1 protein-coding gene is annotated in these 332 nt (G+C 65.1%); it reads right to left on the bottom strand.

The window, feature by feature from the left end:
• Nucleotides 1–261: sarcosine oxidase subunit gamma family protein (locus tag PH586_RS23475; RefSeq protein ID WP_271350218.1), on the bottom strand; the 261-nt coding region annotated here is incomplete at its 3' end.
• Nucleotides 262–332 lie beyond the last annotated feature (71 nt).

Here is a 332-nt window from a genome sequence, read left to right as displayed (position 1 = left end):
CTGCAGCGAGGACTCACCCTTGACCACCAGGCCCAGTGCGCCAGGCAGTTCCAGGCCGGTGGCCTTGTGCACGGCGCCGGCAAAGGCCGGGTCATGGCCATCGCCGCGCAGGGTCAGGTGACCCAGCAATTTTCTCTCGCGCAGGACGACGCCCGCGCTGCTCTTGCCCTTGCCCACCAGCTCATGCAAGCCGGCGTGAAACAGCGGGGACTCGGCGCGCGCCGAATCGGGGCGCTGTTTGTAAACGTTTACTGTGCTCATGTTGTTCCGCCTGTCGTAAGTACGTCAGCGCTAATTCGTTGCTCGCCAGGCTCCAGCCTGCTGGGACCTGG

The sequence above is a fragment of the Pseudomonas aestuarii genome, assembly GCF_027988105.1.
Taxonomy (GTDB): Bacteria; Pseudomonadota; Gammaproteobacteria; order Pseudomonadales; family Pseudomonadaceae; genus Aquipseudomonas; species Aquipseudomonas aestuarii.
The sequence above is the reverse complement of the archived record's forward strand: the minus strand, read 5'-3'. Positions and strand labels throughout refer to the sequence as shown.